The organism is Bradyrhizobium sp. SZCCHNR1053 (assembly GCF_032381235.1).
GTDB lineage: Bacteria > Pseudomonadota > Alphaproteobacteria > Rhizobiales > Xanthobacteraceae > Bradyrhizobium.
On sequence record NZ_JAUHJM010000002.1, the window covers coordinates 545,323 to 568,480 of the forward strand.

Genomic DNA, 23,158 nt, shown 5'->3' on the forward strand with positions numbered 1-23,158 from the left:
AGCAAGGAATGCCCCGAATGTCCCGCCTCCGGTCCATCTCCGCCCGCCTCATCGTCGCGCTCTCGCTCACCGTCGCCATCGCCTGTGCCGTGCTCGGCACCTTCTCCGTCATCCAGCAGCGCACCCTGACCCGGCTGGCGCTGGAGCAGCAACTCAAGCTGCAGTTCGACAGCGTGTCGGCCGGCATCGACTATGAAGGCCGCGCCGCGCTGGCGGTCAGCTCCACCCTGGCGGCGCTGCCGCCGATCGCCGATGCCTACCTCAAGGGCGACCGCGACGCGCTGGGCGCCCTGCTCGGCGGCGCCATGACATCGCTGAAGGCGCAAGGCATTCCGCTGGTGAACGTATGGGCGCCGCCGGCCACCAATTTCTATCGCGTGCACGAGCCCAAGGTGTTCGGCGACGACACCTCCAAGCGCCGCATCACGGTGGTGCAGGCCAACCAGACCGGCCGCCTGATCGCCGGCGTCGAGCAGAGCCGGCTGTCGCTCGGCATCTTCGGGATGACGCCGATCGTGCGCGACGGCAAGGTGATCGCGACCGTCGACGTCGGCGCCGCCTTCGGCAAAGAATTCGTCGAGCGCGCCAAGCAGCGCTTCGGCATCGATCTCGCGGTCTACTGGATCGACAACGGGCAGCCGAAGCGGCTGTCGTCGACGTTCGGCGACGATGTCGTCGCCACGCCGGATGAGGTGCTCGCGGTGTTCAAGGGCACGGCGCTGCTGCGCGATGCCACCCTGGCCGGCAAGCCCGCCGCGGTCTATGCCGGCCAGATCAGGAACTACGCCGGCGACCCGATCGCCGTGCTCGAGCTGATCAAGGACACCACGGCCTATGAGGCCGCAGCCAGCAGCGCGCAGCAGCAGCTGATCATCGGCACGGTCGTGATCCTGCTGCTCGCCGTCATCGTCGCGCTGTTCGTCGCCCGCGGCATCTCGCGGCCGCTGGTCGCGATCACCGCCGTCATGCACCGGCTGTCGAGCGGCGACACCGAGGTCGCGATCCCCGGCGGCCAGCGCAAGGACGAGCTCGGCACGATGGCGCAGGCGGTCGACGTGTTCCGCCGCAACATGATCGAGACGGCCAGCCTGCGCGAGGCGCAGGAGGCGACGCAGCAGCGCGCCGAGCAGGAGAAGCAGGCGCTGCAGCGGCAGATGGCCGACCGGTTCGAGGCCGACGTCAAGGGCGTGGTGTCCTCGGTTGCCAAGGCCACGGCGGACATGGAGCGCGTCGTCCACGAGATCACCGTCAGCGTCAACGGCACCTCGCAGCGTGCAGCGGCCGCCGCTGCCGCGTCCGAGGAAGCCTCGAGCGGCGTGTCGACCGTCGCCGCGGCCTCCGAAGAACTCGCCTCCTCGGTGACCGAGATCGGCCGCCAGGTCGCGCATTCCAGCAAGGTCGCCGATGCCGCGGTCGTCAAGGCGCGCCAGACCACCGAGATGGTCGGCAGCCTCGCCGCAGCCGCCGAGAGGATCGGCGACGTGCTGCGCCTGATCGACGCGATCGCGAGCCAGACCAACCTGCTGGCGCTCAACGCGACCATCGAGGCGGCGCGTGCCGGCGAGGCGGGCCGCGGTTTCGCGGTCGTGGCCGCCGAGGTCAAGGAGCTGGCCGGCCAGACCGCCAAGGCGACGGAAGAGATCGCCGGCCAGGTCAGCTCGATCCAGGCCGCGACGTCCGACTGCGTGACTGCCATCGGCGGCATCAGCACAACGATCCAGGAGATCAGCGGCATTGCCGCGACCATCGCCGCCGCCGTCGAGCAGCAAGACTCGGCGACGCGCGAGATCGCGCGCAGCGTCCAGCAGGCGGCGTCCGGCACCAACGAGGTGTCGCAGAACGTCGTCGGCGCCAGTGACGCCGCCGAGCAGTCACGCCAGCTCGCCGACCACGTCATGGTCGCCACGCGCGACCTCGGCAAGCGTGCGAACGACCTGTTCAAGAGCGTCGACACCTTCCTCGCCGGCCTGCGCAAGGCCGCGTAGCTGGCGGGCCGCTTGCGCTCAGCCGCCCGGCGTGAGCGCAAAGCCCTCGTCGAGCCAGCCGGCAATGCCGCCGATCATCATCTTGACCGGCAGCCCGAGCTGCGCGAGGCGGATGGCCGCCCGGTTGGCGCCGTTGCAATGCGGACCGGCGCAGTAGACGACGAAAAGCCCGGTCTTCGGATACTCTGCCATCCGCTCCGCGGTCATGGTCCGGTGCGGAATGTTGATGGCGCCCGCGATGTGGCCCTTCGCGAACGAGGCCGGGCCGCGGACGTCGACCAGGATGAAGTCCGGAGCGGCCGCGCGGAGGCTCTCGTGAACGTCCCAGCAATCGGTCTCGAATCCGAGCATCGCCTCGAAATGCTGGAGCGCCAGCGCTGAGGGAGCGGCGGGTACTTCGGTGACATGCGTGGTCATTGGGTCTCCATGCGGTGATGTAAACAGACCCGAATCTCGCCCGAGATGCCCGGCGCCCCAAGTGACGGATCCGACAAAGTCCGGTAAGTTTCCGCCAATGCCGCCAGCCGCAGCCAGCAGCCATCGTCAGGATCCCGGCCTCGTCGCCGTCATTGCCTATGACGGGCTGTGCACGTTCGAGTTCGGCATCGCGGTCGAAGTGTTCGGACTGCCGCGGCCGGAGTTCGATTTCTCCTGGTATCGGTTCAAGGTGGTCTCGGCCGAGGGACGGCGGTCACGCGCGATCGGCGGCATCGTCGTTGAGGCCGGCGCGCCGCTCGCGCGCCTGAAGGACGCCCGCACGATCATCGTGCCGGGGTGGCGCGATCGCACCGAGCGGCCGCCCGAGCGCCTGCTGCGCGCCATCTCGCAGGCGGCTGCGCGCGGCGCGCGATGCCTGTCGATCTGCTCCGGCGTGTTCGTGCTCGCAGCCGCAGGCCTGCTGGACGGCAAACGCGCCACGACGCATTGGCGGCACATCCCCGACCTGAAGCGGCTCTACCCCCGCATTCAGGTCGAGGAGGACACGCTCTATGTCGACGAGGGCAACGTCATCACCTCGGCCGGCAGCGCGGCGGGCATCGACGCCTGCCTGCATCTGGTCCGGCGTGATTTCGGCAGCAAGGTTGCGAACACCGTTGCGCGGCGGTTGGTGATGCCGCCGCACCGGGACGGCGGGCAGGCGCAGTACGTCGTCGCACCGGTCCAGGCGCGCCCGGGACGGACGATCGGCGAGGTCATGGACTGGGCGCGGGCGCGACTGGCGCAGCCGATTGCGATCAGCGCGATGGCAAAACGCGCCGGGATGAGCGAGCGCACCTTGCTGCGGTCGTTCAAGGACAGCACTGGCGCGAGCCCTGCGGCCTGGCTGCAGCAGGAGCGCATGGCGCGGGCGCGGGAGCTGCTGGAGACTGCGACGCTCTCCCTGGCGGACATCTCGGCGCAGTGCGGCTACCGGTCACTCGAAACGTTTCGCGTCGCTTTCCGTCGCATCGTCGGAACATCGCCCGCGGCGTATCGCCGGCGCTTCGAGGCGCGCCCGACATCAGCCAGCGTCGCTCGCTCAAGCCACCAGCGCGTTGCCAGATGAGGCACCGTCCATGGCATCTCGCTGCGCCTGCAACAGCCGGACGATGTCGACATTGGGCCGGGGCCGGCTGAACAGATAACCCTGCCCTTCATGGCAGCCCTCGGCGCGCAGACAGCGGAGCTCCGCCTCGGTCTCGACGCCCTCGGCCGTGATGATGACGCCGAGCCCCTTGCCGAGGCTGACGATCGAGCGGACGATCGCCTGCGCCTCGCGATTGGCGGCGAGATCGCGGATGAAGGATTGGTCGACCTTGATCTTGTCGAACGGAAAGCTGCGCAGATAGCTCAAGCTGGAATAGCCGGTGCCGAAATCATCCATCGAGATGCGGACGCCGAGCGCGCGTAGCGCATGCAGGGTCGCCAGCACCTGGCCGCTCTTTTCAAGCACCAGGGTCTCGGTGATCTCGAGCTCGAGCCGGCTCGGCGGCAAGCCCGACTGCTTCAGCACGTCCATGACCAGCGACAGCACGTTGCCGACGCGAAACTGCAGCGGCGACATGTTCACGGCGACGCGGACGTCGTCCGGCCATTTTGCAGCGTCGCTGCAGGCCTGGCGCAGCATCGCGCGGCCAAGCGCCGAGATCAGGCCGGTGTCCTCGGCGACCGGGATGAACTCCGACGGCGGGATCATGCCGCGCTCGGGATGCGGCCAGCGCACCAGCGCCTCGAACCCGGTGATGCGTCCGGTCGAGAGGTCGATCAGCGGCTGATAATGCGGCTGCAGCACGTCGCGCTGGATGGCCTCGCGCAGCTCGGATTCGATCTTGCGCCGGCTCTGCGCGCGGGCATCCATGCCGGGTTCGAAATAGCTGAAGGTGCCGCGCGTCTCGTTCTTGGCGCGCGACAGCGCCATGTCGGCGTTCTTGAGCAGCTTCTCGGCATCGTCGCCGTCGTTCGGCGCCATGGCGATGCCGATCGTGGCGCCGATCGTCACCGAGCTGCCGTCGATGAGATAAGGATCGGCGATCGCCTGCAACAGCCGGCGGCAGAGCTGGGCCGCATCCTCCGGCCGTGCCTGCCCGCCTTGCACCACCGCGAACTCGTCGGAGTTGAGACGGGCGACGATGTCCTCCTGGCGCAGGATCGAGCGCAGCCGCTTGCCGACCCCGCGCAGCAGCCGGTCGCCGACGGCGTGGCCCAGCGTGTCGTTGATCGACTTGAAATGGTCGAGGCCGAGCACCAGCACGGCGATTTTCTCGGAGCCGCGCCGCATCTGGGCGAGCTTGTCATCGATCTTCTGGCGCAGCAGGTTGCGGCTCGGCAGGCCGGTCAGTGCATCGTGCTGGGCCAGGAAGGCGAGCCGCGCCTCGGCGCGCTTGCGTTCGGTGATGTCCATCAGCGCCAGCAGCACGGCGGGCTGGCTGTTGTGGACGAGATGGCGTGAATAGATCGCGAGATCGATCAGGGCGCCATCGGCGCGGACATGCTTCCAGGTGCGCGCCGCCTGCTCCTCGCCGGACTGCTCGCCGGCCCAGGGCGGCTCGCTCTCATAGGCCTGCAGGTTGCGGATGCCGAGCCGCTCGAAGGCGGCGCGGCTATAGCCGTAATGCTGGGCCGCCGCTTCGTTGACGCCGAGCACGCGCCCATCATCGGTCGCGCAGACGATCATCGGCACCGGATTGCCGTCGAACAGCAGGCGGAATGATTCCTCGCGCTGCTTCAATTCGGTGATGTCGACGCGCAGGCCGACGATCCCGCCATCGCCGGTCAGGCGCTCCTCGATCAGGATGGTGCGGCCGTCGGACAATTTCTGCTCGTGGCGGCCGCTCGGCTGGAACAGCCTCTCCAGCCGCTCGGCGATCCATTCCTCCTCGCGCCCGGCGGCTTCCGGATAATCGCCCCGCGCCACGCCGACCCGGATGGTGTCCTGCAGCCGCGCGCCGGCTTCGAACAGGTCCGAGCTGCGGTTGTAGATTTCGGCGTATTTCTTGTTCCAGAGAATGTAGCGGCCGTCGGCGTCGAGGAACACGATCCCCTCGGGAAGAATGTCGATCGCTTCGATGAGACGATCATGCGCCTTCTTCGCCTCCGCCATCGCCACTTCGGCGCACTTGCCCGCGCTCTCATCGACGGGGCCGAGGTTACGCAGGTTGTGCCGCCGCAATTTCGGGCTCGGCTTGACCGGGTGAATTGCATCGCGGGCGCTTGGCACGCGATTGCGCTTTTTTGCCGTGGGTGGCCGAACGGGCCGCATTGCGTGCCTCACTCTCCTTCTCGACGAGCAGTTTTCGGCCACGTTTCTGAAAAAATGGTATCTTGATGCGGGACACGACAGCCACTGGTTACGGGAATAGGCAGATGCACTCGCGTATTTGGAGAGCTGAGACTTGCGCGGAGGATCAACCAAGGGCTGCGGTACAACTAGCGATAAGTGACGTCGGTTGCCGCAGACCAAAAAAGACCCGCATACCGTGCAATGGCCCCGCACATGGTGTTCATTTACCGAACGAACTCACGCAATTGAGCCGTGTTCAGCCGGTTCCGCCAATCCGGCAGCAGGGTTAAAGTCAGGTTAACGTGGCTCGAATGCCTGACGTTGACGCAGAATTGGGCATCTCGACCGGTCGGCAGCCGCTACACTCGCTCCATGCATGTCCGCCTGATTCTGGTCGCCATCATCAGTTCGGCCGTCATTGCCGCGACGGCTCCGGCCCATGCCCAGGACAAGGGCAGCGTCGAGCCGAAGGCCCTGCCGCCCTTGGCGCATCCGGACGATCCGAATACACCGGCCAAGGAGCTGTTCGCCCGCAGGATCCTGCCGTCGGCGCAACCGACCAAGGTGATTGGAACCTATAATCGCGGCTGCATCGCCGGCGCCGAGCGAATGCCGATCAATGGCGAGGGCTGGCAGGTGATGCGGCTGTCGCGCAACCGCAATTTCGGTCATCCCAACCTGATCGCGCTGCTGAAACGGCTGGCGACCCGCGCGCACAAGGATGCCGGCTGGCCCGGCATCCTGGTCGGCGACATCAGCCAGCCGCGCGGCGGGCCGGCGCTGAGCGGCCATGCCAGCCATCAGATCGGGCTCGACGCCGACATCTGGCTGACGCCCATGCCCGACCATCGGCTGTCGCGCAACGAGCGCGAGGAGATGTCGGCGGTCATGATGGTGCGGCCCGATCGCCTCGACGTCGATCCGCGCGTGTTCACGAAGGGTCACCTCGCCGTGATCCGCACCGCCGCGCAGGAGCGGTCGGTGCAACGCATCTTCGTCAACGCCGCGATCAAGAAGGCACTGTGCCGTGACGCGAGGGGGGACCGCAGCTGGCTCACCAAGGTGCGGCCGTGGTGGGGCCACGACTATCATTTCCACATCCGCATGGTGTGCCCGCCGGGCAACCCGGACTGTCATGGCCAGACCGACCAGGAGGGCGGCGACGGCTGCGGTGACCTCGACTATTGGTTCTCGGACGCGGTGCTGCATCCGCCGCCGCCGAAAGAGCCGCCCAAACCGCCGCAACCGATCACGATGGCGCAACTGCCGCCTGGCTGCCGGGCGGTGCTGCATGCGCCGGACGCCAAGAATTGATGCGGCCGAAAGCCGACGCGACGAAGGAGTCGCAGGAGCGCCTGGATCACTCTCGGATGACGGCGCTCGCGCCGTGAGCACGACGATCGAAGGGGATGACGGTCCCTCCACCTCCTGTTATCGCGGTATCGAAATGCCGCGGGCCGCTGCGCGGCGTAACGGTAGCGAGTCCGTCATGATCCTGATCCGTCCCGCCGCGACTGCCCTCCTCCTCACGCTGGCCGCCAGCACGGTCGCGCTCGCCACCGAGCCGAGCGGCTGCGACAAGTTCAAATGGGACATCGCGCGCGAGCGCGCCGCGCTGACCTCGGCTGACCGCCAGAAGCTCGCATCGGGTGTGGAGGTCGCCACCATCCCTGCGACCGGCATCGTGCTGGAGCTGCGTCCGACGGCTGAGGCCAAGCTGGCGGTGCCGCCGGAACGCGCGCCCAAGGACGGCACCTTCGCCGGCCTCACGCGGATCACCGCGGCGCCAAAGGCCGGCGTCTACACGATCAGCCTGTCGGCCGCGGCCTGGATCGACGTCGTGCAGGACGGCAAGATCCTCAAGCCGGCCGGCTTCAGCGGCGCCACCGATTGCGACGGCATCCGCAAGACCATGAAGTACGAGCTGGGATCGCAGCCCTTCGTGCTGCAGGTCAGCGGCGCGCCGGAGAATACGATCTCGATCGCCGTCCTGCCGGCGGCAGAATGACGCTCACACCCCCGCGACCGACGACCAGACACTGGCCAGCCTGCGCTTCATCCGCTCCTTGCGCGTCAGCACCGGCACATCCTCCTCGTCCTCCGGCAGGCGCAGGCCGACCACGTTGACGCGGCCGCCGGAGATCGAGCGAGCGACCAGCACGATGGTATCGAGCGCCACGGTCGCGCCTTCCCTCGGCGCGTTGTCGAGGTGAATGTCGAAATAGTCGGCGAGCGTCAGCTTGTCCTCGCCCTCGTCGAGCTTGATGCCATAGATGCCGGCGACCTCGTCGAGCGTATGCTCGGCCGAGACCATGAAGTCGCCGAGCAGATGCGGGTCGGGCGCCGCCGACGGCGGCATGTCGACGAAGAAGCGGTCGAGCGACTCGGCCTTTTCCGGCGGTGCCAGCAGATAGAGATAGTCGCCCGGAGCGATCGGCTCGGCCTCGGGCGGCGACAGAATCTGCTCGTTGCGGATCACCAGCGTCGGCTTCGACCAGGACGGGATCAGGCCGCGGCGGAAGTACAGGCTCTTGGAGCGGATCGAATAGCCGACCAGCTGCTGCTCGAGCTGGCCGGGCAGATCGAGCTCGATGCGGCGCGGGCCCCGATCGGTGCGCGGCAGCGCCACGTGCAGCTTGCGCGCGGCCACGCCGAGCGTCCAGCCCTGCGCGAGCAGCGAGATGATCACGACCACGAACGCGACGTCGAAATAGAGATAGGCCTTGGACAGCCCGACCAGCAGCGGGATCGAGGCGAGGAAGATCGCGACCGCGCCGCGCAGGCCGGTCCAGGCGATGAACGCCTTCTCCCGCCAGTTGAAGCGGAACGGATAGAGGCAGAGAAACACCGCGACAGGTCGCGCCACCAGCATCAGCATCAGCGCAACAGCGATCGCCGGCAGCAGGCTGTCGAGCAGCCGCTGCGGCGACACCAGCAGCCCGAGCAGCACGAACATCACGATCTGGGCGAGCCAGGTCGCGGCATCGAGGAAGGTGACGACGGAGTTGTGCGCGCGGGTCGGCCGGTTGCCGACGATGAGGCCGGCGAGATAGACGGCGAGGAAGCCGGAGCCGTGCGCGATCTGCGCCATGCCGAAGATGACCAGCGCGGCCGTGGTCACGAACGGCGCGTGCAGGCCCTGCGGCAGCGCCACCCGGTTGAGGCCGATGACGACGAGGCGCCCGCCGACGATGCCGAACAGCGTGCCGAGCACCGCTTCGCGGACCAGCTCGAACGCGAAATGTCCGAACGAGCCGTGACCGACCGAGATCAGCTCGACCAGCATCAGCGTGAGGAACACCGCGAACGGATCGTTGCTGCCGGACTCCGCCTCCAGCGTGGCGCCGACGCGCGGGCGCAGCCGCAAGCCTTGGGCGTGCACCAGCAGGAACACGGCCGCCGCATCGGTCGAGGCGATGACGGCGCCGACCAGCATCGCCTCGGTCCAGCCGAGGTCGAGGGCATATTTCGCCACCGGCGCGGTGATGAACGCGGTCATCAGCACGCCCACGGTGGCCAGCACCATCGAGGGCGCCAGCACGGTACGGATGCTCTGGAAGCGCGTGCGCAGGCCGCCGTCGAACAGGATCAGCGCCAGCGCGACGGAGCCGACCAGATAGGTGGTACGGACGTCCTGAAATTCGATATGACCAGGGCCGGAATCGCCCGCCAGCATGCCGATGACCAGGAACACCAGCAGCAGCGGTGCGCCGAAGCGCAGCGCCAGCAGGCTCGACAGAATGCCGGCCATGACGAGGACCGCACCGAGGAGGATGGCAATGCTGACGGCGTCGAGGGATGTCATGAAAAAACGCTGATGAATCCGAGTTTTACATCCTTATCGTCGCCACACTTGCACGCCAACCGGATTTGCTCCTATCGCGGCGATATGCCCATTTTTCCATCCTTGGCCGTGTTCGGGGTATATTTCGCGGCAATCGCCCGTGACGAACACGAACTAAATCCCGCTGATCCCGCCACCCCGCGCCACTGTTCCCCTCCGAGACCCCGCTGATGGACCTCGACCTGAAAGACGTTCTCGAATTCCTGCAGACCGTTGGCCGCTCGATCGGCGCCGAGGTCACCTCGCCGTGGTTCTACCTTCAACTCGGGCTGGTGCTGAGCGGCGCCGGCATTGCCTTTGCGGCACGCGCCGCCGTGCGCGCGCGCATCGACATGACCTCGCTGGCGATGGGCTGGCCGGGCCCGCTGCGGCAGCTGCTACGGGTGCTGCTGGAGAGCGTCGCCACGGTCGTGTTCGTGATCCTGATGCGGATCGCCCGCACCGGCATGTTGCTGTGGACCTGGCCGAGCCGCAGCTACCTGCTCGCCGTCGCGCTCAAGCTGGCGCTGGCCTGGCTCGTGATCCGGCTGATCACCTCGGTGATCCGCAGCACCTTCATCGTGCAGATCGTGTCGATCTCGGCCTGGCTGGTCGCCGCGCTCAGCATCATCGGCCAGCTCGACAACGTGGTCGACGCGCTCGATTCCATCTCGGTCGTGCTCGGCGGCCTCAGGCTGACGCCGCTGCTGGTGATCAAGCTCGGCGTGCTGCTGCTCGCGGTGCTGTGGCTGACCAACATCGCCAGCAATTTCGTCGAGAGCCGCATCACCCGCTCGACCGACCTGACACCGTCGATCCAGGTGCTCTTGATCAAGATGGTCCGCATGGGCCTGATGATCCTCGGCGTCGCGATTGCGATCAGCGCGGTCGGCATCAACCTGTCGGCGCTCGCGATCTTCTCCGGCGCCGCCGGTGTCGGTATCGGCCTCGGCCTGCAGCGCATCGTCGCCAATTTCGTCGCCGGCATCATCCTCCTGGCCGACAAATCGGTGAAGCCGGGCGATCTCGTCACCATCGGCGACAGCTCGGGGCGCATCAGCGCGATGAACACGCGCTACATCTCGGTCGCCGCCGGCGACGGCCGCGAGTTCCTGATCCCGAACGAGGACCTTGTCACCCAGAAGGTGACCAACTGGACCTACACCGACAAGAACACGCTGGTGAAGGTCAATTTCGGCACCAACTACGACGCCGATCCCCGGGTCGTCTGCAAGCTCGCCACCGAGATCGCGGCCGAGACGCCGCGCACCTTGAAATCGAAGGCGCCGAACTGCCTGCTGACCGAGTTCACCGAGGCCGGCATGAAGTTCTCGCTGACCACATGGATCGCCGACCCCAGCTACATGGACAGCGTCAAGAGCGAGGTGATGCTGGCGCTGTGGGAGGCATTCAAGCGCGAGGGCATCAGGGTGCCGTATCCGGTGCGAGAGCTTCGCGTTCGCGGCGGTGCGCTGCCGGTGGAGACCACGCTGGAGGTGCCGACCGGCTAGGCGGCAGATCCGGCCGTGCACACCCGGCTTGCACCGGCCGGCACGATCATTAAATTAGGTGATCACCCCGCGACACCCCTGAGAACGAAACAGGCCCATGAACTATATCGAAGCGACCGACACCACTGCGCGCAAGAACGGCCAGATCAAGCTGCACGGCCCAAGCGGCTTTGCCGGCATGCGCAAGGCCGGCGCGCTGGTGTCGAGGTGCCTCGATGCGCTCACCGACATCGTCAAGCCGGGCGTGCCGACCTCGCGGATCGACGATTTCGTCCGCGACTTCGCCTTCAGCCACGGCGCCTATCCGGCGACGCTGATGTATCGCGGCTATCGCTATTCGACCTGCACGTCGATCAACCACGTGGTCTGCCACGGCATGCCGAACGACCGGCCGCTGAAGGAAGGCGACATCATCAATGTCGACGTCACCTTCATCGTCGACGGCTGGTACGGCGATTCCAGCCGCATGTACGGGATCGGCCCGATCGCGCGCAAGGCCGAGCGGCTGATCGAGGTCACCTACGAATCGATGATGCGCGGCATCGCCGCGGTGAAGCCCGGCGCCACCACCGGCGACATCGGCCATGCGATCCAGAGCTTCGTCGAGCCGCAGAGCATGAGCGTGGTGCGCGACTTCTGCGGCCATGGCCTCGGCCGGCTGTTCCACGACGAGCCGAACATCATCCATGTCGGCCGGCCCGGAGAGGGCGTGCTGCTCAAGCCCGGCATGTTCTTCACCATCGAGCCGATGATCAATCTCGGCAAGCCGCATGTGAAGATCCTGTCCGACGGCTGGACCGCGGTGACGCGGGACCGCTCGTTGTCGGCGCAGTTCGAGCATTCGGTCGGCGTCACCGCCGACGGCGTCGAGATCTTCACGCTGTCGGAGCGCCATGGCGAGAAGCCGCTGACGCAGGTGTGAGCGGGCTCCCTGGACGAATGGTCGCAGGGCGTCCGATTGTTGCCATGTCCGGCTGATCGACTGCCGCCTCCATCGCATGCGATTGCGGGAGGCAGCTCTGACCATCGCAACACGCCGTGGCGTTCTCGGCCTTCTCTCCGCGGGCGCAGCGCTGCTGACGCCGCCGGCGCGCGCCGCGTCGGAGACAGTTCCTGCATCGGCGAATGCCGACGATGCCTGCATCCTGACGCCGCAGTCGGAGTCGGGACCCTATTATCTCGATCCCAAGCTGGTGCGCGCCGAGATCGCCGAGGACCGGCCGGGCGTCCCGCTCAGGCTGCGCCTTCGCGTCATCGAGGCCGGCTCCTGCGCACCGATCCCGAGCGCACGGGTCGACGTCTGGCACTGCGACGCCCGTGGCATCTATTCGGGCTATCCCGGCCAGAGCGACAATCACAAGCTCGACCAGAGCGGCAAGACGTTCCTGCGCGGCACCCAGATGGCCGATGCCGCCGGCTGGGCCGGCTTCAGGACGATCTATCCCGGCTGGTATGCCGGCCGCGCCACCCACATCCACTTCAGGGTGTTTGTCGACGAGGCCACGGTGTTGACGGGACAGACCTTCTTTCCCGAGGCGCTGAACGAGTTCATCTACACCAACGTGCCCGACTACACTGGACGGCCGAAGCAGCGGCTCGTCATCAATGCCAACGACCGCGTCGCGACCGAGGCCGATCCCGATCACCGCGCGCATTGCGCGGTGAAGGAGGAGCGCGACCATTATCTCGCAACATTGACGCTGGCTGTGAGGCGCAACCCGGCCGCCGCGGTCGAGATGCCCACCGGCAAGCTGCCGCCAGCGCCGTGGATCAAGGACCGGCTGGCGGCGCTGGTGCCCGGGCTGAGGCGCAGCCCGTTCTGATCAATTCGGCTCGGTGAACTGATAGGCCAGCGCGGCGAGCGGCAGCGCCATGCCGAATGCGGCGGCGGCCGTCCAGCCGCCATGCGCATAGGCCCACGCGCCGAGGCCCGACCCTGCTGCGCCCGCGACGAAGAAGGTGGTCATGTAGAGCCCGTTGAGTCGGCTGCGCTGGTCAGCGCCGAGCACGAACAGCACGCGATAGCCGAGGATGAGGCTGAGCTGCGCGCCGCAGTCGATCGCGATGGCGGCGATCACCAGCGCGGCCAGCGACCCAGTCGTTCCGAGTGGAACCGTCAGCGTCAGCGCGAAGCCGACCGCGCACAGCAGCATCGACGCGACCGTCGCCGGTCGCGTCCAGCCGCGGTCGGCGATGCGACCCGCCACCGGCGCCATGATCGCCCCGGCGACGCCGGCCAGCGCGAACAGGGCGATGCCGGTCTGCGACATCCGGAAATCAGGTCCCGCCAGCAGCAGCGGCGACGTGGTCCAGAACACGCTGAAGCCGCCGAACAGCGCAGCCTGGTACAGCGCCCGGCGGCGCAGCGCCGGCGTATCGCGATAGAGCTCCACCATCGAGCCGAGCAGCCGGCCGTAGCTTAGCCGCGCCTGCGGCTCGCGCGGCGGCAGGGTCAGGCGCAACACCCCGGCCAGAATCACCATGGCGAAGGCCGAGGCCGCATAGATAACGTGCCAGGAGGCATGCGCCGCGACGAAGCTCGCGAGCGGCCGTGCCAGCATGATGCCGAGCATCAGACCGGTGGTGACATTGCCGACGGCGCGGCCGCGGATCGCCTCCGGCGCCATATGGCCGGCATAGGGGATCAGGATCTGCACCGCGACCGAGCCGAAGCCGATCAGCAGCGCCGAGAGCAGGAATGTCGATGGGCTCGTCGCCAGGGCCGCACAGCCGAGTGCTGCGGCGCCGACGATGATGGTCGTGATGACGAGCTTGCGGTTCTCGATGAGATCGCCGAGCGGCACCACGAACAAGAGACCTGCGCCGTAGCCGATCTGGCTCATCGTCACCAGCAGTCCCGCGAGCTGCGGCCGCAGCCCGAGGTCGGCGCTGATCGGCCCGATCAACGGCTGCGCGTAATAGATGTTGGCGACGATCAGCCCGCAGGAAAAGGCCAATAACAGCGTGATCCAGGCCGACAGCGAGTCGCCGGAATCGGACGTGATGGTGGTCAACGCGGATCTCTCTCGGGCGGAAACGGCAGGCCATAGGGCCTTATGAGAACAGAGGCTGTCGAGCTGTGATTTTGCATCGCAGCATTCAAGCCCGACATAGGTGCTGAGGTCCCCCGCACCAATTCACGTCTACGTGGGCGCTGCATCGCCCAAGCCGGAGCAGAGGGAGCAGGCAATCGAGGCCGCTAGCGCATGCCACGCGCTGACGTTTCGGTCTCTTCGGTGCGCCGGCCGCCGATCAGCCGCGGCAGCAGCATCGGCACCCGCTGGCGGTAGCGCCGATAGCTCTCGCCGAACTCGGCAACCAGGTCCCGTTCCTCGAGCTGCAGCCCGATCAGGATGTAGGCCGTGCTGAGGACCGCGAACAGCAAATGACCGACCGACATCTCCGGCGTGGCCCAGAACGCGAGCAGGAAGCCCAGCATCAGCGGGTGGCGCACCAGGCGATACAGCAGCGGGGTCTTGAACGGCTGCGCCGTCGCATCGGTGCCGCGGAGGGCGAGGACGGCCTGCCGCAGGCCGAACAGATCGAAATGATCGATCATGTAGGTCGAGCTGAGCGCGATGAGCCAGCCGAGCCAGTGGACGCCGGTCAGCACGGCCGCGGCGACGCCCTCGACGCGCCAGACCGGAATCGGGATCGGACGCCATTGCCAGAACAGCAGCAGCAGGATCACGCTGGACAGCAGCACATAGGTGCTACGCTCGGCCGCCGCCGGAATGATGCGCGTGAACCACCGTTTGAAGGCCGGACGCGCCATCACGCTGTGCTGGGCCGCAAACAGCGCCAGCAGCAGCACGTCGACGACGACGGCCTCGGTCACGGTGCTGGACTCGCCCACGTCGATCGACTTGGCCGTGAGATAGTTGTAATTGCCGACGAAACCGACCGCCCAGACGAACGACCCAAGAAAGACGGCATAGCTCGTGATGGCGTAGAGCATGATGAGGAGACGTCCGGACATGAATGTTTCCTTGTTGCATCGAGGACGGCATGGCCGTGATCGAGACGCCCGATCCTGGGATCGTTCACGTCCCGCGCGAGCCTGAGCCTTACCAATCGACCGTCCCCCGAGCGTCCCCCGGACGCAGCCATGCAGGTCGCACGACAATGGTTCAGTTCCGCGTCCGGACATTCGGCTTTCCCGAGCTGCATCGCGACGGCCAGCCATGCCCGCTGTCGCTGCGCAAGGGCCTCGCTCTGCTGGTCTATCTGGCGGAGGCCAAGGGCCGCGTCGCGCGGGACGTTCTGGCGACGATGCTCTGGCCCGAGAGTTCCGAGGAGGTGGCGCGGGCGCGGCTGCGCCGCCTGCTGCACCGGCTCCAGCTCACGCTCGGCGATGGCTGCCTCACCATCGATCGCGCGGCGATTCGGTGGGCGGCCGCGGTCGAGCTGGAGGTCGAATCCGGGCTGTTCGAAACGGCCTGCGACCGCGGCGAATTCGAGCTGGCCTGCCGCCTCTATGCAGGCGACTTCCTCGACGGCTTCACGCCCGGCGATTGTCCGCAGTTCGAGGAATGGGCCTTCTTCCGGCGCGAAGCCTTGCGCGGCCGGGCGGTCCAGGCGCTGGAGCGCGTGGTGCAGGATCGCAGCGCGGCCGGTGACCATGCCGCGGCGGCGGCCCACGCCCGGCGCCTCGTCGCGTTCGATCCGCTCAGCGAGGTCTATGGCCGCGGCCTGATCCGCAGCCTGCTGCTGGCCGGCGACCGCGCCGCCGCCGAGCGTCATCTCGACGCCCTGACACAGCGCCTGCGCGACGAGCTCGGCGTCTCCCCCGAACCGGATACGCTGGCGCTGCTGACGCAGGGCGTCGCGGCGCAAGGCGAGAGCGCGCCGCCGACGCGCTATGTCCTGGGCGACGGCGTTCATCTGGCCTATCAGACCTACGGCACCGGTCCGCTGGACATTCTGCTGCTGCCCGGCTTCGTCTCGCATGTCGAGCGTATCTGGGAGGAGCCGCGCTGTCGGGCCTTGCTGTCCGCGCTCGCCAGAATCGGCCGTCTGATCCTGTTCGATCGCCGCGGCATCGGGCTCTCCGACCGGGTCGGTTTCAGCCCGAGCGTGGAGGCGACGGCGCGCGACATCGCGACCGTGCTCGACGCCGCCGGCAGCCGGCGCACGGTGCTGCTCGGCGCCTCCGAGGGCGGGCCGGCCTGCATCACCTTCGCGGCCGACCATCCCGAGCGCGTCGCCGGGCTGATCCTGTTCGCCTCGCTCGCCAAGGGCAGCGCGACATCAGACTATCCGCATGCGTTGCAGGCCGGCCAGTACGGCATCTGGCTGCGACAGCTCGTGGCCGAATGGGGCGGACCGGCGGGCATCGAGACGTTCGCACCGAGCCTGGCCGGCGATCCCCAGGCGCGGGCCTGGTGGGCCGGACTGCTTCGCGCGGCATCCAGCCCCGGCGCCATCAAGGGCCTGCTCGAAGCCTTCAGGGATATGGACGTCCGCCACCTGCTCGCCCGGGTCTCTGCGCCGACCCTGGTGCTGCACCGTCGCCATGATCACGCCGTGCTCGTCGGGGCCGGGCGGCATCTCGCCAGCCATATCCGCCGCGCGCGCTTCGTCGAGTTCGACGGCGTCGACCATTGGATGTTCGCCGGCGACCAGAGGCCGGTCCTCGCCAGCATCGAAGCCTTCATCGGCAGTCTGCAGCCATAAGCAGGATCGCCCGACGGACGAGAAGGACGTCGTCCGGTGCTGCTCACGCTCGTGATCCTGTTCGGCCTCGGGCGGCTGCTGTTCTGGCTCGGCTATGCCAGGGGCGCGGCGGGCCGCGCCTTCGGCTTTGCTCTCACCTTCCACCCCACAGCGTTTCCGCTCATCGTCGGCCTCGTCCTCGTGCTGACCGGGCGCGCGGCCTAGCAAGGCGCGCCCTGCGGCGCGCGAGCACTTCGAGGTTGCAAAAATGCGGCATCACGGCATGCTGACGCCGATGCCCGAGAAAGCCCCTCCCCCCGACGATACGCCGCCGGACACGCCGCACTATCACGGCCACCGGCAGCGGCTGCGCGAGCGCTTTCACAGCGCCGGTCCCGACGCCCTCAACGACTACGAGCTGCTGGAGATGGTGCTGTTCGCCGCGCTGCCGCGGCGCGACGTCAAGCCGCTGGCGAAGGCGCTGCTGAAGACGTTCGGATCGTTCGCCGAGGTGATCCACGCGCCGGAGCCGCGGCTGCGCGAGATCGACGGCGTCGGCGACGCCTCGATCACCCAGCTCAAGCTGATCGCCGCCGCCGCGCACCGCATCGCCAAGGGCGAGGTGCGGCAGAAGCACGCGCTGGCGTCATGGCAGGACGTCATCACCTATTGCCGCACCAGCATGGCGTTCGCCGACAAGGAGCAGTTCAGGCTGTTGTTTCTCGACAAGCGCAACCAGCTGATCGCCGACGAGGTGCAGCAGACCGGCACCGTCGATCACACGCCGGTCTATCCGCGCGAGGTGATCAAGCGCGCGCTCGAATTGTCGGCCACTGCGATCATCCTGGTGCACAATCACCCTTCGGGCGATCCGACGCCGTCGCAGGCCGACATCCGGATGACCAAGACGATCGTGGAGATCGCCAAGCCGCTCGGCATCACGGTTCACGATCACATCATCGTCGGCAAGAACGGCCACACCAGCCTGAAGAGCATCGGGGTGATGTGAAGGCGCGACGCCGACGAGACGACGCATGCAGCGTGCCGCGGTCGGAGCCGCCAAAAGATCGCCGCGGGATAGACGAAACGTCGGGCCGCGTTGAACCGGCCGTCTTCCCACGTCGGCTAATGCTGGCGAAGCGTGGAGAGGAATGACGGATGCGCGCGGCCTTCATCGGACTGATCCTTGGCGTCCTGACCGTCACGGCGGCGGCTGCCTACGACGCCAACGATCCCGCCAATTGCAATGGCATCGGCTGGGACGATGCGCGGCCGCTCGTCGTCGCCAAAGTGAGCGGCCAGCCGCGCGTGAATTTCGTCAAGAGCCCCTATGACGATGATTTCAAGGCCGCAGGCTGTCCCGCTGCGACCGACGCCTGCCGGAAGAAGGCGTACCTCGTCGGCGACGACCTCGTGCTGGTCGGCAGGACCCACGGCGATTTCGTCTGCGTCAGCTACCAGGCGCCGCGTGCGAAGGCCCAGATCTGGACCACCGGCTGGCTGCCGCGCGCAACCCTCACCACCGTCCCGCCAATGGCCGCGCCGGCAATGTCCGACTGGGCCGGAAGCTGGGAGCATCCGGGAGGGGGACTGACGATCAGGAAAGAGGCCGGCAACCGGTTCAGGATCGAAGGCGATCAGGTGCTGCCGGCCGGTCGCGAGTTGCGCAACGGATCGCTCGGCGCGACGGCAGAGCCCAAGGGCGGCCTCATCGCCTTTGTCGACGACGGCAGCACGCCGTTCGATCGGCCGAATGCCGGCGACGAGTGCCGCGTGCGTCTGCAGCGCATCGGCGCGCTTTTGCTGGTCGAGGACAACAATGATTGCGGCGGTGCCGGCGTCAGCTTCACCGGACTCTATCACCGCAAATAGCCGCTGACGGCTTACGCCCAGCGACGCGCCATCGCCACACAGACGACGACGATTCCGGCTGCGGCGATCATCGTGGCCGACACCGGCTCATGCAGCAGCAGGCTCGCGAAACCGAGGCCGAGGAAGGGCTGCAGCAATTGCAGTTGACCCACCGTCGCAGTGCCGCCGCGCGCGAGCCCGCGGTACCAGAAGGCGAAGCCGATGAACATGCTGAAGACGGAGACATAGGCGAGGCCGAGCCACGCCGCCGCCGTGATGTCATGTGACGCGCCGGGCAGCGTCAGCACCGCCATCGACAGCATCAGCGGCGCGGACAACAGCAGCGCCCACGAGATCACCTGCCAGCCGCCGAGCCGGCGCGTCAGCATGGCGCCCTCGGCATAGCCCAGGCCGCAGACGATGATCGCGGCGATCATCGCGAGATCGCCGATCGGCGCCGCGACGTCGTCCTGCGACAGGGCGAAGCCCGAGACCGCCGCAGCGCCAAGGGCTGCGAACAGCCAGAACAACGGCCGCGGCCGCTCGCCGCCGCGCAGCACGCCGAACAAGGCGGTCGACAGCGGCAGCAGACCGACGAACACAATCGCATGGGCCGAGGTGATGTGCTGGAGCGCGAGCGCCGTGAGCAGCGGAAAGCCGATGACCACACCGAGCGATACGATCCCGAGCGACACCAGTTCACGCCGGCCGGGCAGCGGCTGCCGCAACAGCAAAAGACAAAGCGCAGCCAGCACGGCCGCGAGCGTCGCGCGTGCGCCCGTCAGGAACAGCGGCGCAAAGCCCTCCAGCGCCGCCCGCGTGGCCGGCAGCGAGCCACTGAAGATCGTCATGCCGACGATGCCGCTCCCCCAACCTTCGATCGATCCCTTCATGCACCGCTCCTCCTCGCAGATCCCATAGCCGGATCGGGCTTGTTGCGGCAGTCACAGACCGATACAATTTCGACATTCTGTATTGATGCAGGAGGCAATACACTTTGGAATCAAGGGCGCTCGAGTCCCGCCGAGACGGCACGCGGACCACCGCCGTGGTCGATGCGATCCGGCAGCGTCTGGCGACGCGCGCGCTCGACGTCGGCCAGCGCCTGCCGTCGATCCGCGCCTTCGCCGCGGCGATGGGCGTCTCGCCGGCCACCGTCGTCGAGGCCTATGACCGGCTCGCCGCCGAGGGGGTCATCCGGGCCCGGCGCGGCTCCGGCTTCTATGTCGCCGACACCGCGCTGCCGCCGTTGGCCCTCGCCGATCGCGAGCCGCACCGTCCGCGGGCGGTCGATCCGTTCTGGGTGTCGCGGCAGTCGCTCGACGCCGGGCCGGGAACGCTGATGCCCGGCTGCGGCTGGCTGCCGGCCGAGTGGATGCCGCAGGACGCGCTGCGGCGCGCGGTCCGCACGCTGGCGCGCGGCGGCGGCCCAGTGCTGAGCGACTACGGCGCGGCGCGAGGATCGGCGGCGCTACGACGGCTGCTGCAGGGCCGCCTTGCCGGCCTCGGCATCGACGCGTTCAGCGAGCAGCTGGTGCTGACCTCGTCCGGCACGCAGGCGATCGACCTGATCTGCCGCATGCTGCTGCGTCCCGGCGACGCCGTGCTCGTCGACGATCCCTGCTACTTCAATTTCCTGGCGTTGCTGCGCGCGCATCAGGCGCGGATCGTCAGCGTGCCGATGACGCCGGGCGGACCCGACGTCGCGCGGTTCGAGGCGATGCTCGCAGCCGAGCACCCGCGGCTCTACATCACCAATTCGGGCCTGCACAATCCGACCGGCGCGACGCTGTCGCTGCAGACGGCGCACCGGCTGCTCAACGCCGCCGCCGCGCACGACACGATCATCATCGAGGACGACATCTACGGCGATTTCGAGCCGGAGCCGTCGCCGCGGCTCGCGGCGCTCGACGGGCTGACGCGGGTGATCCTGGTCGGCAGCTTCTCCAAGACGCTGTCGGCCTCGGTGCGCTGCGGCTACATCGCCGCGCGCGCCGACTGGATCGAGCCGCTGATCGACCTGCAGATCGCGACCGGCTTCGGCGGCCCCGGACAGTTCGCCGCGGAGACACTGACCCAGGTGCTGACCAGCGGCAGCTACCGCAAGCACATCGAGGAGCTGCGCGCTCGGCTTGCGCGGGCGCGGCCGCGCGTGGCAGCACGGCTGCAGCGCATCGGCATCGCGCCCTGGCTGATGCCACGCGGCGGCTTTCATCTGTGGTGCAGGTTGCCGGACGGCTGTACGGCGATCGAGGTGGCCCAGGCCGCGCTCGAGGAACATGTGGTGCTCGCGCCCGGCGACGTCTTCAGCGCGGCGCAATCCGCCGCGACGATGATGCGCTTCAACGTCGCGCATTGCGAGGATCCGCGCGTCATCCACGTGCTGGAGCGCGCGACCAAGCCACCGGCCGCGCGTTCATCGCGCCGCCAGGCGGCCAATTCGGCCGACCGGTAAGACTTAGTAGCAGTAGCGCGGGTGTGCGCGGACCCATGACCCGTCGCCGCGCTGCAAATAGCAGCCATTGCGATAGGAATAATAACCGCCACGACGGCGCTCGCCGTCGGCCGCGATTGCAGCTCCGGTGCCGGCCCCGATCACGGCGCCGATCGCAGCGCCCCGGCCGCCGCCGATCGCGCCGCCCAGGATCGCTCCGCCGGCGCCGCCGAGGATCGCTCCGCCGAGCACGTCCTGCGCAGCAGCCTGATGCACCGGCGCGACGACGGCGAGCGTGAGCAGCGCCGCAGCGCCAAGGCGGGTAGCAAAGGGAATCCCCAGACGTCGGATCATGAACAGGCCTCCGTTCCGGGTACGCTAGTCCGCCCGGCGTGGCCGTTCTTGATGCAGATCAAGGCGACCTCAAGGCAGGGCAATCCCCGGCCTTGCCACGTGGCGCATCATGCCGCCACGCGCTGATCCTGCGTGCGGTCCTCGATGATGCTGAGCAGATATTTCGGCTCGCCCTCGCCGATCGAGACCGGCAGCCGGCGCACGACGATGTCGCGCGGACCATTTCCGGGTGTGAGGATGCTATGGGCTCGCGGCTCATCGTCGCCGCGCCCTGCGAGCTGTTCGCGGGCGGCTTCCTCGAGGATCGCGCCGGTCGGCGCGGAGAACAGTTCGCCCGGCGTGCGGCCGATGATGTCGGTGCGAGGAACGCCGAACAGACGCTCGGCGGCGCGATTGACGAACATGTAGCGCAGCGACTGCGCGTCCTTGGCCAGCACCGCCTGCGGGATGTTCTCCAGCAATGCGGCGAGGAAATATTCGGCGCGCGCGAGCTTGCGCTCGGCACGGCGCTGCGCGGTGAAATCCTCGTGCGTCGCGATCCAGCCGCCGCCGTCCATCGGCCGCTCCGAGATGCGGATGATGCGGCCGTCGGCGAGCTCGACCTCGACGATCTCGGCCCTTCGCTCCTTCATGCGCTCCCGTAGCGCGGCGAGGAACTCCGACGGCTTCTCACGCAGCAGGCCGAGCTTGGCGCGGTGCGCGAGGATCTCGCGCACATGTGCACCGGGCTTCGCAACCGAGGCAGGAACGCCGTAGAGCTTGCGGTACTGCTCGTTGACCATCAGTACGTAGCCGAAGCTGTCGAGCATGATCAGGCCCTGGGCCATGTTGGCGACCGCGGCATCCAGACGCTGCTGGTTGCTGAGCGCGCCCTGCTCCAGCCGCTCGTGCTCGCGCAGGATGTCGGCGTGCTGGCGCTCGATCTCGACCTCGTGCTGCTCGAGCTCCTGAATCCGGAAGGCGCCGTTCTGGAAAGTCTCCACCGCATGCGCGACCCGTCCGATCTCGTCATGGCGCCGCGCATGGGGAATCTTGAGCTTGATGCGGCCGGCGGCGATGCGGTCGGTGACGCGGGCGATGTCCAGCAGCGGCATCAGCACGCCCCAGCGCAGCGCCAGCGCCGCGGCCGCGATCAGCACGATGATCACCGCCCCGAGCGCGCCCAGATAGAACGCGGCCATGCCGCGCGCGTCGGCCGCCTCGCCGAGCTCGCGGGTGCGGTCGGCATAGAGCCGCGACAATTTCTCGAGGTCCTCGTTGAGCGCGGTGCGCACCGCGCGATTCTCGTCATTGTCGCCGAGCTCGCGCGCCGCCGACGATCCGACCGAGATCGTCTGCCGCGCCATCTCCGTGCGGAATGCGACGAACTGATCGATCCGCTTCCTGAACGGGGCGAACAGCGCGGCGTCGTCATCTGTGACCCGGCTTTCCCATTCGTCGACCACCTTGCTCAGCTGCGCAATCTTCGCAAGCTGCGAATCGGCGTAGCGCCGCGCGACGGTGCGGTCCAACGACATGTAGATGCCGCGCGATTCCATCACGACCGCGTAGATCAGCGCGTTGGTGCGCTCGATGTTGCGGGCTGCAATGGAAAGCGCTTCGAGCCGGTCGTAGAACAGGCGCTGCTCGCGCAGCGCCGACAGCGCGCCCAGTGTCGACAGCATCACCAGGACGGCGAACGCGGCCGCAGCCGCAGAGATCTTGTCGTTGAGGCTGAACGACGGCAGCGACCTGTTGAACCGGCGCAACAACTCACGCATGGCGGGCCCCCTCGATGGAATGCAA

Annotated in this window: 20 protein-coding genes; 12 read left to right on the forward strand and 8 right to left on the reverse strand. The window is 67.9% G+C overall.

Annotated features, from left to right (window positions below; all coding sequences use genetic code 11):
* The first annotated feature begins 17 nt into the window (after positions 1-17).
* Entirely contained in the window at positions 18-1,985 is a 1,968-nt protein-coding gene (locus tag QX051_RS07410) for a methyl-accepting chemotaxis protein (protein WP_315775625.1), read from the forward strand.
* 18 nt (positions 1,986-2,003) lie between these two features.
* Here QX051_RS07410 and QX051_RS07415 read toward each other — a convergent pair whose 3' ends face one another.
* Complete coding sequence (locus tag QX051_RS07415) at positions 2,004-2,402, reverse strand: rhodanese-like domain-containing protein (RefSeq protein ID WP_315775626.1); 399 nt, start codon at positions 2,400-2,402, stop codon at positions 2,004-2,006.
* Between the two features lie 97 nt (positions 2,403-2,499).
* Here QX051_RS07415 and ftrA point away from each other — a divergent pair, with 97 nt between their 5' ends.
* A complete protein-coding gene (ftrA, locus tag QX051_RS07420) occupies positions 2,500-3,531 on the forward strand; it encodes a transcriptional regulator FtrA (RefSeq protein WP_315735007.1) in 1,032 nt (343 codons plus the stop codon).
* Here the strand turns inward: ftrA and QX051_RS07425 are convergent.
* Positions 3,505-5,724 (reverse strand): putative bifunctional diguanylate cyclase/phosphodiesterase, encoded by a 2,220-nt coding sequence (locus QX051_RS07425; protein WP_315775627.1) that lies wholly within the window; start codon positions 5,722-5,724, stop codon positions 3,505-3,507. The two genes, ftrA and QX051_RS07425, sit on opposite strands and share 27 nt — an antisense overlap.
* Before the next feature lie 393 nt (positions 5,725-6,117).
* Between QX051_RS07425 and mepA the strand changes: the two genes are divergently transcribed.
* Together mepA and QX051_RS07435 are read left to right on the forward strand one after the other, a co-directional pair.
* The gene (gene mepA, locus QX051_RS07430) at positions 6,118-7,059 is read left to right on the forward strand and encodes a penicillin-insensitive murein endopeptidase (RefSeq protein ID WP_315775628.1); all 942 of its coding nucleotides are present in this window, start codon (positions 6,118-6,120) and stop codon (positions 7,057-7,059) included.
* A gap of 175 nt (positions 7,060-7,234) precedes the next feature.
* Positions 7,235-7,753 (forward strand): hypothetical protein, encoded by a 519-nt coding sequence (locus tag QX051_RS07435; RefSeq protein WP_315775629.1) that lies wholly within the window; start codon positions 7,235-7,237, stop codon positions 7,751-7,753.
* Positions 7,754-7,756: 3 nt separating this feature from the next.
* Here QX051_RS07435 and QX051_RS07440 read toward each other — a convergent pair whose 3' ends face one another.
* Complete coding sequence (locus tag QX051_RS07440) at positions 7,757-9,550, reverse strand: potassium/proton antiporter (protein WP_315775630.1); 1,794 nt, start codon at positions 9,548-9,550, stop codon at positions 7,757-7,759.
* 209 nt (positions 9,551-9,759) lie between these two features.
* On the opposite strand from QX051_RS07440, the gene QX051_RS07445 reads away from it, so the two are divergent.
* The 3 genes from QX051_RS07445 to QX051_RS07455 all read left to right on the forward strand — a co-directional run bounded on the left by QX051_RS07445 (position 9,760) and on the right by QX051_RS07455 (position 12,902).
* Positions 9,760-11,079 carry a mechanosensitive ion channel family protein gene (locus QX051_RS07445; RefSeq protein ID WP_315735015.1) on the forward strand — a complete coding sequence of 440 codons (1,320 nt, stop codon included), beginning with the start codon at positions 9,760-9,762 and terminating at the stop codon, positions 11,077-11,079.
* A 97-nt stretch (positions 11,080-11,176) separates the two neighbouring features.
* Positions 11,177-12,001 (forward strand): type I methionyl aminopeptidase, encoded by an 825-nt coding sequence (map, locus tag QX051_RS07450; protein ID WP_315773590.1) that lies wholly within the window; start codon positions 11,177-11,179, stop codon positions 11,999-12,001.
* Between the two features lie 97 nt (positions 12,002-12,098).
* Positions 12,099-12,902: an intradiol ring-cleavage dioxygenase gene (locus QX051_RS07455; RefSeq protein ID WP_315775854.1), complete on the forward strand. Its 804-nt coding sequence runs from the start codon at positions 12,099-12,101 to the stop codon at positions 12,900-12,902.
* On the opposite strand, the gene QX051_RS07460 is transcribed toward QX051_RS07455, so the two are convergent.
* Entirely contained in the window at positions 12,903-14,093 is a 1,191-nt protein-coding gene (locus tag QX051_RS07460; protein WP_315775631.1) for an MFS transporter, read from the reverse strand. It abuts the gene before it with no gap.
* 185 nt (positions 14,094-14,278) lie between these two features.
* On the reverse strand, positions 14,279-15,058 hold the full coding sequence (mddA, locus tag QX051_RS07465) for a methanethiol S-methyltransferase (RefSeq protein WP_315775632.1): 780 nt from the start codon (positions 15,056-15,058) through the stop codon (positions 14,279-14,281).
* Between the two features lie 146 nt (positions 15,059-15,204).
* Here mddA and QX051_RS07470 point away from each other — a divergent pair, with 146 nt between their 5' ends.
* The 4 genes from QX051_RS07470 to QX051_RS07485 all read left to right on the forward strand — a co-directional run bounded on the left by QX051_RS07470 (position 15,205) and on the right by QX051_RS07485 (position 18,606).
* Positions 15,205-16,755 (forward strand): alpha/beta fold hydrolase, encoded by a 1,551-nt coding sequence (locus tag QX051_RS07470; RefSeq protein ID WP_315775633.1) that lies wholly within the window; start codon positions 15,205-15,207, stop codon positions 16,753-16,755.
* A gap of 36 nt (positions 16,756-16,791) precedes the next feature.
* Entirely contained in the window at positions 16,792-16,959 is a 168-nt protein-coding gene (locus QX051_RS07475; RefSeq protein WP_315775634.1) for a hypothetical protein, read from the forward strand.
* A 70-nt stretch (positions 16,960-17,029) separates the two neighbouring features.
* Positions 17,030-17,743, forward strand: coding sequence for a RadC family protein (gene radC, locus QX051_RS07480; RefSeq protein WP_315775855.1), 714 nt, complete (start codon positions 17,030-17,032; stop codon positions 17,741-17,743).
* Positions 17,744-17,892: 149 nt separating this feature from the next.
* Positions 17,893-18,606 (forward strand): hypothetical protein, encoded by a 714-nt coding sequence (locus tag QX051_RS07485; protein ID WP_315735028.1) that lies wholly within the window; start codon positions 17,893-17,895, stop codon positions 18,604-18,606.
* An 11-nt stretch (positions 18,607-18,617) separates the two neighbouring features.
* Here QX051_RS07485 and QX051_RS07490 read toward each other — a convergent pair whose 3' ends face one another.
* The gene (locus QX051_RS07490) at positions 18,618-19,478 is read right to left on the reverse strand and encodes a DMT family transporter (RefSeq protein WP_315775635.1); all 861 of its coding nucleotides are present in this window, start codon (positions 19,476-19,478) and stop codon (positions 18,618-18,620) included.
* Positions 19,479-19,633: 155 nt separating this feature from the next.
* On the opposite strand from QX051_RS07490, the gene QX051_RS07495 reads away from it, so the two are divergent.
* Positions 19,634-21,040, forward strand: a complete 1,407-nt coding sequence (locus QX051_RS07495) for a PLP-dependent aminotransferase family protein (RefSeq protein WP_315775636.1) — start codon at positions 19,634-19,636, stop codon at positions 21,038-21,040.
* Positions 21,041-21,043: 3 nt separating this feature from the next.
* On the opposite strand, the gene QX051_RS07500 is transcribed toward QX051_RS07495, so the two are convergent.
* Positions 21,044-21,373 carry a hypothetical protein gene (locus tag QX051_RS07500; protein ID WP_315715302.1) on the reverse strand — a complete coding sequence of 110 codons (330 nt, stop codon included), beginning with the start codon at positions 21,371-21,373 and terminating at the stop codon, positions 21,044-21,046.
* 107 nt (positions 21,374-21,480) lie between these two features.
* A complete protein-coding gene (locus tag QX051_RS07505) occupies positions 21,481-23,133 on the reverse strand; it encodes a PAS-domain containing protein (protein WP_315774061.1) in 1,653 nt (550 codons plus the stop codon).
* Between the last annotated feature and the right edge of the window lie 25 nt (positions 23,134-23,158).